Raw genomic sequence first — 2,154 nt, forward strand, 5'->3', positions numbered from 1 at the left:
CTGGCCCTGCGGGCGGCGGCCCCGGCCGGTCAGGACCTGCGGGACGGGGTCCGGCTCGCCGAGATCGGGCCGGTGCAGGACCCGCTGCTGCTCGGCCACGCGGTGATGGAGGCGCTGGAGCTCACCGACTCCACCGCGCGCCCGCCGCTCGACGTGCTGGTGGAGCAGCTCGCCGACCGCCGGATGCTGCTGGTGCTGGACGGCTGCGAGCACCTGGTCGAGGCCTGCGCCGAGCTGGCGGACGTGCTGCTGCGCGGCGCGCCCGGCCTGCGGGTGCTGGCCACCAGCCGGCAGTCGCTCCGGGTGGACGGCGAGCATCTGCTGCCGCTGGCGCCGCTGCCGGTGGAGGCACGGGACGGCCGGCGGCCGGACGCGGTGCGGCTGTTCGCGGAACGGGCGGCGGCGGTGGTGCCCGGGTTCGCGCTGACCGCGGAGAACGCCGACGACGTGGCGCTGCTCTGCCGCCGGCTGGACGGCATCCCGCTGGCCGTGGAACTGGCGGCGGGCCGGCTGCGCTCGCTCTCCGTGGAGCAGATCGCGATCCGGCTGGACGACCGGTTCCGGCTGCTGACCGGCGGCGCCCGCACCGCCCCGCCGCGGCACCAGACGCTGCGCACCACGATCGGCTGGAGCCACGAACTGTGCACCTCGCAGGAACGTTTGCTCTGGGCACGGCTCTCGGTGTTCGCCGGCGGCTTCGACCTGGAGGCGGCCGAGTACGTCTGCGCGGGCGACGGCATCGACCCGGACGCCATGCCGGACCTGCTCGGCGACCTGGTGGACAAGTCCGTCCTGCTGCGGCTGGACGGCGGCGACGCGGTGCGCTTCCGGATGCTCGACACGCTGCGCGAGTACGGCGCGCAGTGGCTGGCCGCGACCGGCGAGGAGCAGCGGCTGCTGCGCCGGCACCGGGACTGGTACCTGGGGGTCGCGACCTGGGGCGAGGTGGAGTGGTTCGGTCCGCGGCAGGCCGAGACGGCCGAGCGGACCCGGCTGGCGCACCCCAACCTGCGGGCCGCGCTGGAGTTCTGCCTGGCCGAACCGGGCGAGGAGCAGCAGGCGCTGGTGCTGGCCGGGACGCTCTGGTTCTACTGGGTCGGCTCGGGCCACCTGGGCGAGGGCCGGCACTGGCTGGACCGGGCGCTGGCGCTGGCACCGGAGCCGACCGGGGCACGGGCGAAGGCGCTCTGGGTGACGGGGTACATGGCGACGCTGCAGGGCGACCTGGTGCGGGCCGCGCCGGCGCTGGAGGAGTGCCGGCGGCAGGCGCTGGAGACCGGGGACGACCGGGCGCTGGCGTACGCGGTGCACCGGCAGGGCTGCGCGGCGCTGATCGCGGACGACCCCGTGCGGGCGGCCGAGCTGTTCGAGGAGGCGCTCTGGCACTACAACGCGCTGGGCGAGCTGAACAGCAACGTCCTGATGGCGATGTTCGAGCTGGGGCTGGCGCGGCTGTTCCAGGGCGACGCCGAGACGGGCACGGCGTGGATCGAGCGGGTCCGGGAGATCTGCGAGGAGCACGGCGAGCAGTGGGCCTACGCCTACGGGCTGTACGCCTACGCGCACGCCAGCTGGACGATCGGCGAGCTGCGGCGGGCCCGGGCGTACGCGCGCGAGTGCGTGCGGCTCAACCACCGGTTCCGGGACCTGCTGGGGATCGTGCTCGGGGTTGAGCTGCTGGCGGTGCTGGAGACCGAGGGGCCGGAGGCGGACCTGGTCGAGGCGCGGGTGCTGCAGGGCGCGGCGCACCGGATGTGGCAGGGCGTGGGGACGCCGTTCTTCGGGTCCCGGAGCTTCAACGGGCCGCACCGGGAGGGCGAGGAGCGGGCCAGGTCGGGGCTGACCGAGGAGGAGTTCGAGGAGGCGTTCGCGCGGGGTGCGGCGCTGGACCTGGATGCGGCGGTGCGGCGGGCGCTGGGCAACGGCGGGCTGCCGGAGCCGCCGTTCGGCACGGACGGCCGCCCCCCGGACCCGCGCCCGGCCGAACCCTCACCCGTGCCGGCCCACTAGGGACGCTCCCGCGCCCCTTCTTTGCAGTACCCGTCCACCAGTCCATGAAGGGACGACACCGTGGCCGCACCACCCACCGCAGTCCGCTGACGTCAGCCGTATCCCAGGAGGAACCCCCGTCGTGTCCACCACCGTCGCCGAACC

The 2,154-nt window shown here is 75.3% G+C and carries 1 protein-coding gene; it reads left to right on the forward strand.

Features of this window, described 5'->3' with window-relative positions:
- On the forward strand, positions 1-2,010 hold a 2,010-nt coding region (locus tag ABZ641_RS34195), incomplete at its 5' end, for a regulator (protein ID WP_359988222.1).
- Positions 2,011-2,154: the final 144 nt, after the last annotated feature.

Origin of the sequence: Kitasatospora sp. NPDC007106 (assembly GCF_040634455.1) — a bacterium.
GTDB classification, from domain to species: Bacteria; Actinomycetota; Actinomycetes; order Streptomycetales; family Streptomycetaceae; genus Kitasatospora; species Kitasatospora arboriphila.